Source organism: Acidovorax sp. SRB_14 (genome assembly GCF_012932145.1).
GTDB lineage: Bacteria > Pseudomonadota > Gammaproteobacteria > Burkholderiales > Burkholderiaceae_C > Simplicispira.
In genome coordinates, this window is record NZ_MWOK01000043.1 from 1 (window position 1) to 7832 (window position 7832).

Consider the following 7832-nt stretch of genomic DNA (forward strand, 5'->3'; position numbering starts at 1 on the left):
TCCTCGGGCTTGACGACGTCGAGCTGCTTTTTCTTGGCCTTCATGATGTTGGGCAGCGTCACGTAGCGCGGCTCGTTCAGGCGCAGGTCGGTCGTGACGACGGCAGGGAGGCTCAATGCCAGGGTCTCCAGCCCCCCGTCGACTTCGCGCGTGACGTGGACTTTGTCACCAGAGACTTCGACCTTGCTCGCGAACGTGCCCTGGGGCAGGTTGGCGAGCGCTGCGAGCATCTGGCCGGTCTGGTTGGCGTCGTCGTCGATCGCCTGCTTGCCCAGGATGATGAGGCCCGGTTGCTCCTTCTCGACCAGGGCCTTGAGCAGCTTGGCGACGGCCAGCGGCTGCAGCTCGAGGTCCGCCGGGGTCTCGACGAGGATCGCGCGGTCGGCGCCGATCGCCATCGCCGTGCGCAGCGTCTCCTGGCTCTTGGCGTCGCCGCACGAGACTGCGATGACTTCCGTGGCGGCGCCCTTTTCCTTGAGGCGCACGGCCTCCTCGACGGCGATCTCGTCAAAGGGGTTCATGCTCATCTTGACGTTGGCGGTGTCGACGCCCGTGCCGTCCGACTTGACCCGGACCTTGACGTTGTAGTCGACCACGCGCTTGACAGGGACCAAAACCTTCATTGCTGCGGCTCCTAGAGTTGTTGAATTGACGTTAACGTAAACCAAGCTATTTTAGGCTGCACCACAGCCCACTGTTGCGCTGCAGCGTCGCGCGCCCGACAGGTTTATCAAAAAAGTACGGCCGTGCTTTTATGGATTATAGGGGTGCCGCCGGTCTGGTGGTCTGTGCCGCGCCGTGGGCGCCTGCGGCAGCCGGCATGGTGCCGGGCTGCACCGCCACCGGCAAGGCACCATCGAATTGCACCACGCGCTGCGGACTGGGAATGCGCACGCCGGCCGCACGCAGCGCGCGCAGGATGGCCAGGTTGACGGCAGAGCGCAGACCGAGCGTGCCCGCTTCGGGGTCGCTGATCCAGAAGTTCAGGCTGAACTCCAGACCGTCGGGCGCAAAGTTGATGAGAAATGCCACCGGCTCGGGACTGGGCAGCACGCGCGCCTGGGAAGCCGCCGCCGCCGCCAGGATGCGCAGCACCTGGTCCACATCGCTGTCGTAGCCCACCACGATGTTGGTCGTGACGTTGAACTTGCGGTCGGCCTCGGAGAGGTTTTCGACGCGCTGTGTGATCAGCGTCTCGTTGGGCACGATCGACTGGCGTCCGCTGCCGGCGCGGATCAGGGTGTAGCGTGTCTTGATGTCGGTGATGCGGCCCTCGAAGCCATCGACCTTGACGTTGTCGCCAATGCGCAGCGAGCGTTCGAGCAGGATGACAAAACCGCTGACGTAATTGGACGCGAGCTTTTGCAGGCCGAAGCCCAAGCCCACGCCCACGGCGCCGCCCAGCACCGACAACGCCGTCAGGTCCACCCCCACCGCCGAGAGCGTGAACAGCATGCCCACCAGCAACAGCAGCGCGCGCGTCGCGTTGACGGCCACCTTGCGCATCGACAGGTCGCTCACCGCGCTGTCGAGCACGCGGCGCTCAAATGTCGAAGACAGCCACAGCGTGCCCAGGATGACCAGCCCGGTCGAGAGCACGCCCTCGATCAGTGCCAGCAGGCTCACCCGGTTCTTGCCCAGCGTCAGCGTGACCGCATCGAGCTGGTCCAGCACCAATGGCAGCAGCCCCAGAATCCACAGTACCGCCGCGACCCAGGCCAGCCATGCCACCACCCGTTCGGCCAGGCGCATCAGACCGGACTGTGGGAACACCGCCCCGAGCACGCGCGCCAGGAAGCGGATCAACAGCAGCGAGGTGAGGATGGGCACTGCCAGGCGCAGCAGAAACACCGTCTCGTAGTGCGCCAGCGTGAACCGGGCGACGAGCACCAGCGCCAGCGCCAGCAAGGGAAACGCCAGCCCGTCAACGGTGCGGCGGCCGAACCAGATCGACACGGGCGGCTGACCGCGCCCGAGGGTGCGGCTGATCAGGTAAGCCAGGCCCAGGCAGGCCAGCAGCAGGCCCAGTTCGGTCCAGGTACTCGAGCGGTTGAAGTCATGCAACAGCTTGTCGAAGATTTCCATTGCGTCTTATTCGGCCGCTGCCGGGTGCGTGCCATCGGGCGCCAATTTCCAGGCGGGGCTGCGTTTTTGTGCAAACGCCTGCGCGCCTTCCTGCGCGGCCTCGTCCATCATGTTGGTGGCCATGGCCTGGCCGGCCAGCTGGTAGGCCGCGTCCAGCCCCAGCTCGCGCTGCTGGTAGACCAGGGCCTTGCCCATGGCCACCGCCACGCGGGGCTTCTGCAAGATCGATTGCACGAGCTTTTCCACTTCGCCATCGAGCGCGGCCAAAGACACGACGCGGTTGACCAGGCCCTGCGCCAAGGCGGTGGGCGCGTCGATGAAGTCGCCCGTGAGCAACATCTCCATGGCGCGCTTGATCGGCACATTGCGCACCAGGGGTACGCTGGGCGTAGCGCAGAACAGGCCGTAGTGGATGCCGCTGGTGGCGAACGTGGCCTCATCAGCGGCCACGGCCAGGTCGCACTGGGCCACGAGCTGGCAACCGGCCGCTGTGGCCATGCCGTGCACGCGCGCAATCACCGGCACCGGCAGCTTGTGCAGGCTCAGCATCATGCGGCTGCACTGGGCAAACAACTGCTGGTACCACGCCAGATCGGGGTGCTGCGCCATGTCCTTGAGGTTGTGGCCGGCGCAAAACGCCCGGCCCTCGGCGGCCAGCACGACCACGCGCAGGCCTTCGTCGCTCGCAGCGGCGTCCAGCGCCTGCTGCAGCGCGGTCAGCATCTCGCTGCCCAGCGCATTGAAACGCGCGCCATCGTTGAGCGTGAGGGTCAGCACGCCGCGTGCATCGCGCTGCACGCGCAGCGGCGTATCGGTGTCGGAAGAAAAAGAAGTCATGGTGCAAAAGGGTGAAAAAACACAGAAACGCGGTCACAGCTCGGCCAGCACACGCACATGCGCTTCGACGCTGCGCGAGAGGGCGCTCATCACGTAGCCGCCCTCCAGGCACGAAACGATGCGCCCCTTGGCATAGCGCCGCGCCACGTCCTTGATGCGCTGCGTGATCCAGGCGTAGTCCTGCTCGACCAGGCCGAGCTGGCCCATGTCGTCCTCGCGGTGGCCGTCGAAGCCGGCGCTGACAAAGACCATCTCGGGCTGGAAGGCCTCCAGGCGGGGCATCCAGGTCATCTCGATGATTTCACGGATGTCCATGCCGCGCGTGTAGGCCGGCACCGGCACGTTGAGCATGTTGGGCGCCGGGTTCTGGTCGCCGCTGAACGGATAGAACGGGTGCTGGAAGATGCCCACCATCAGCGCGCGTTCGTCGCCCGAGAGGATGTCCTCGGTGCCGTTGCCGTGGTGCACGTCAAAGTCGACCACTGCCACGCGCTGGAGCTTGTAGCGCTCGAGCGCGTACTTGGCGGCCACGGCCACGTTGTTGAAAAAGCAAAAACCCTGCGCCTTGTTGCGCGTGGCGTGGTGGCCCGGCGGGCGCACGGCGCAAAAGGCATTCTCGAGATCACCGGCCATCACGGCATCGGTGGCGGCGAGCGCGGCGCCGGCCGCGCGCAGCGCCGCGGTCCAGGTGTGCTCGTTGAGGGAGGTGTCGGGGTCGATCTGCGCCAGTTCCGGGCCGCCGGCCGTGCGCTCTTCGATGAGCCGCTCGGAGATGCCGCGCAGCGCGGCAATGTGCATGCGGTCGTGGGCCAGCTCGAGGTCGGCCAGGGGGGCCAGCGGCGCCTCCATGCGTTCGAGCGCATCGAACACGCCCGTGATCAGCAACCGGTCTTCAATGGCGTCGAGCCGCTCGGGGCACTCGGGGTGGCCCGGCCCCATCTGGTGCTTCCAGCAGTCGCGGTGGGTGAAGTAACCCGTCTTGCCCATGGTGGTGTCCCCGTCGGTCTCTTTTTTCGATTAACGTCGTGCCATGCATGCACAGCACAAAATCCGGTCTCTTCTGGACCAGCTTAACACGGTGATTGTGGGCAAAAGTGCCCGTGTACAGGACTGCGTGGCCTGCCTTTTGGCGGGCGGGCACCTGCTGATCGAAGACGTTCCCGGCGTCGGCAAGACCACGCTGGCACACGCCCTGGCCCACACCTTCGGGCTGCAGTTTGCGCGCGTGCAGTTCACCGCCGACCTGATGCCCAGCGACCTGATCGGTGTCTCGGTCTACGAGCGCGGCAAGGAGGCTTTCGTCTTCCACCCCGGCCCGGTGTTCACGCAGGTGCTGCTGGCCGACGAGATCAACCGCGCCAGCCCCAAGACGCAAAGTGCGCTGCTCGAAGCCATGGAAGAAAAGCAGGTGTCCGTCGAGGGCGAGACGAGCGCCCTGCCCCAGCCCTTCTTCGTCATCGCTACGCAGAACCCGCACGACCAGCTGGGCACCTATGCGCTGCCCGAGTCGCAGCTCGACCGCTTCCTGATGCGCATCTCGCTGGGCTACCCGGACCGCGAGGCCGAGCGCCTGCTTCTGGCGGGCAGCGACCGGCGCGACATGGTCTCGGCGATGCTGCCGCTGCTGTCGGCCCCGGAACTGGCCGACCTGCAGCGCCAGGTGCTGGCCGTGCACGCAGCCGAGCCGCTGCTCAACTATGTGCAGGACCTGGTCGCCGCCACGCGCTCGGGCCACTGGTTCCTGCAGGGCCTGTCGCCGCGCGCCGGCATCGCGCTGGTGCGCGCGGCCAAGGCGCAGGCGCTGATCTGCGGGCGCGACTATGTGGCGCCCGACGACGTGCAGGCCATCGTGGCGCAGACCATGGCGCACCGCCTGGTGCCGGTGGGCAACGCCGGGCGCGGTGCCGTCGAGCAGGTGCGCGCCATGGTCGAGGCCGTGCCCCTGCCCTGAGCGCGCCGCCCATGCCCAAGGCAGACAGCCGCCGCCCGCCGCCCTTGTCGTCCCTTCCCCACGCCGCCCACTCCGCCACCCGGCAGCGTGCGCGCGCGCGGCTGGCCGCGCTGAATCCGCTGTCCGCGCTGCGCCGGCGCCTGGCGCGCTGGTGGCAGGCGCGCCTGCCGCTGGCCGACACCTTGCAGCTCACGCAGCGCAACGTCTACATCCTGCCCACGGGGCCGGGCTGGATGCTGGCGCTGACACTGCTGGTGCTGCTCGTGGCGTCGATCAACTTCCAGCTCAACCTGGGCTACCTGCTCACCTTCCTGCTGGCCGGCAGCGCCGTGGTGGGCATGCACCTCGGCCACGCCAGCCTGCGCGGCCTCGCGCTGCACCTGCCCCCGCCGCAGCCGCAGTTCCTGGGCCACAGCGCGCCGCTCGAAGTGCGGCTGGGCAGCACGCGGCGCACGCCGCGCTATGGCATCGCGCTGGCCGTGCAGGGCAGCAGCCAATGGGCCGTGACCGACGTGCCGGCGCAGGGCGCGGCCAGCGTGCGCGTGGCCTTTGCGCCCACGCGCCGCGGCCTGCACCGTCTGCCCACGCTCACGGTGGAAACGCGTTTTCCGCTGGGCACCTTCCGCGTCTGGACGGTGTGGCGGCCCGCGGCGCAGCTGATGGTCTACCCCGCGCCCGAAACCCCGGCGCCGCCGCTGCCGCCGGGCGAGCCACGCGCCGGCCGCGGCGGCGCCGCCTCCAGCCAGGGCGCGGGCGAATTCGAGGGCGTGCGCGCCTACCGCCGCGGCGACCCGCTTCAGCAGGTGGTCTGGAAGAAGGCCGCGCAGGCGCTGGCCGCCGGCACCGATGCCCTGGTCAGCCGCGACGCCGAACGCCTGCAGCGCCACGAGCTGTGGTTCACACCCGAGCGCACCGGCCTGCCCGATCCCGAAGCGCGCCTGTCGCGCCTGGCCGCCTGGGTGCTGCTGGCCGAGCGCCTGGGCCTGGACTATGGCCTGCGCCTGCCCGGTACCGAGATCCCGCAGGGCAGCGGCGCAGCCCAGCAGCGGCGCTGCCTGGAGGCGCTGGCGCTCTTCTGAAGCAGCGGTTTGATATGAAAATGGCCTCCAGCCCAATACCGGCAAGCGCGAGAAGCTATTCATTGAATAGCAACATTGCGCCCCTGCCGCAGCCCCCCGCCCGCCTGCCATGAGCCTGCGCCGGACCCTCGCTGCGCTGCCGCGCGACGCGCGCGACACGCTGTTCCTGCTGGTGGTGATCGCGTGGGTGATCGCACCGCAGGCCCTGCACCTGCCGGCGTGGGCCGGCGCGCTGGCCGCCCTGCTGCTGCTGTGGCGCGGCGCACTGGCCTGGCAGGGCCGCCCCCTGCCCGGGCGCTGGGCCGTGCTGCCCGTGGTGGCGCTGGCCGTGGGCGCCACGCTGCTCACGCACCGCACCCTGCTCGGGCGCGACGCGGGCACCACGCTGATCGTCGTGCTGCTGGGCCTCAAGACGCTGGAGGCGCGCGCGCGGCGCGATGCGCTGGTGATCTTCTTCCTGGGCTTCTTCACGGTGCTCAGCAACTTCTTCTATTCGCAATCGCTCGCCACCGCGGCCGCCATGCTCATCGCCCTGCTGGGACTGCTCACGGCGCTGGTCAATGCCCACATGCCGGTGGGCCGCCCACCCTTGGCGCTGGCGCTGCGCACGGCCGGCACCATGGCGCTGCTGGGCACGCCCATCATGCTGGCGCTGTTCCTGCTGTTTCCGCGCATGGCGCCGCTGTGGGGCCTGCCCAGCGACGCGCTGACCGGGCGCAGCGGCCTGTCGGGCCAGATGGAGGTCGGCAGCATCGCCACACTGGCGCTCGACGACAGCGTGGCCCTGCGCGTGCTGTTCGACACGGCAGACAACGCGGCGCCGCCGGCGTCGCAGCTGTACTTCCGCGGCCCGGTGCTCTCGCGCTTTGACGGCCGCCAATGGCAGGCACCGGCCGGGCGCGGCGGCGCGGCCTGGCCGGATCCCGGAAGCCTGCCCGCGCACCTGCACGTGCGCGGCGCGCCACTGCGCTACACCGTCACGCTCGAGCCGCACCAGCGCCCCTGGCTCATGGTGCTCGACGCGGCGCCCGAGCGCCCCGACATCGCCGGCATGGGCGCCGTCATGGCCCCCGACCTGCAGTGGCTGGCCACGCGCCCGGTCACCGACGTGCTGCGCTACAGCGCCACCAGCTACCCGCAGTTCCGCCATGGCCCGACGCGCGCCACGCCGCAGCTGCGCGCACTGGTCGAGCTGCCCGCGGGCTTCAACCCGCGCACCCTGGCGCTGGCGCAGCAACTGCGCGCCGACCCGGCCGTGGCCCGCGGCGGCACGCCCGCGCTGGTGGATGCCGCGCTCACGCGCCTGCGCACTGGCGGCTACCAGTACACGCTCGATCCCGGCGTCTACGGCGAGCACACCGCCGACGAATTCTGGTTCGACCGCAAGCAGGGTTTTTGCGAGCACATCGCCTCGGCCTTCGTGGTGCTGATGCGCGCCGCCGACGTGCCCGCACGCATCGTCACCGGCTACCAGGGCGGCGAGCGCAACGACGTCGACGGCGGCTGGACCGTGCGCCAAAGCGATGCGCACGCCTGGGCCGAGGTGTGGGTGGAAGGCCGCGGCTGGGTGCGCGTGGACCCGACGGGCGCCGTGGCGCCGGACCGCGTGGGCCAGTTCCGGCGCCTGCCGGCGCCGCGCGGCGCGTTCGGCGACGCCATGGGCAGCGTGCTCAGCCCCGGCATGGCGCAGCGCCTGCGCGCCACCTGGGAGGCCGTGAACCACGCCTGGAACCAGTGGGTGCTGAACTACACGCAAAGCCGCCAGCTCGACCTGCTCAAGGCGCTCGGGTTCGGCGCGCCCAGCTGGCAGGACCTGGCGCGCGTGCTCGCGGGCTTGGTCGGCGCCTTGGCGCTGGCCGGCGCGCTCGGGGCGCTGTGGG

The 7832-nt window shown here is 69.6% G+C and carries 7 protein-coding genes; 3 read left to right on the plus strand and 4 right to left on the minus strand.

Annotated features, from left to right (window positions below; genetic code table 11):
- The 4 genes from B2J86_RS17835 to B2J86_RS17850 form a co-directional block, all read right to left on the minus strand.
- A partial coding sequence (locus B2J86_RS17835; protein ID WP_173026288.1) for an electron transfer flavoprotein subunit beta/FixA family protein occupies positions 1–623 on the minus strand: 623 nt, incomplete at its 3' end.
- Between the two features lie 136 nt (positions 624–759).
- The gene (locus B2J86_RS17840; protein WP_169170727.1) at positions 760–2085 is read right to left on the minus strand and encodes a mechanosensitive ion channel family protein; all 1326 of its coding nucleotides are present in this window, start codon (positions 2083–2085) and stop codon (positions 760–762) included.
- A 6-nt stretch (positions 2086–2091) separates the two neighbouring features.
- The gene (locus B2J86_RS17845; RefSeq protein ID WP_169170728.1) at positions 2092–2922 is read right to left on the minus strand and encodes an enoyl-CoA hydratase; all 831 of its coding nucleotides are present in this window, start codon (positions 2920–2922) and stop codon (positions 2092–2094) included.
- Positions 2923–2955: 33 nt separating this feature from the next.
- Positions 2956–3909: a histone deacetylase family protein gene (locus B2J86_RS17850; RefSeq protein WP_169170729.1), complete on the minus strand. Its 954-nt coding sequence runs from the start codon at positions 3907–3909 to the stop codon at positions 2956–2958.
- 43 nt (positions 3910–3952) lie between these two features.
- On the opposite strand from B2J86_RS17850, the gene B2J86_RS17855 reads away from it, so the two are divergent.
- From B2J86_RS17855 to B2J86_RS17865, 3 genes are all read left to right on the plus strand, one after another.
- The gene (locus B2J86_RS17855) at positions 3953–4873 is read left to right on the plus strand and encodes a MoxR family ATPase (protein ID WP_173026289.1); all 921 of its coding nucleotides are present in this window, start codon (positions 3953–3955) and stop codon (positions 4871–4873) included.
- An 11-nt stretch (positions 4874–4884) separates the two neighbouring features.
- Positions 4885–5952, plus strand: coding sequence for a DUF58 domain-containing protein (locus tag B2J86_RS17860; protein ID WP_173026290.1), 1068 nt, complete (start codon positions 4885–4887; stop codon positions 5950–5952).
- A 109-nt stretch (positions 5953–6061) separates the two neighbouring features.
- Positions 6062–7832: DUF3488 and transglutaminase-like domain-containing protein (locus B2J86_RS17865; RefSeq protein ID WP_173026291.1), on the plus strand; the 1771-nt coding region annotated here is incomplete at its 3' end.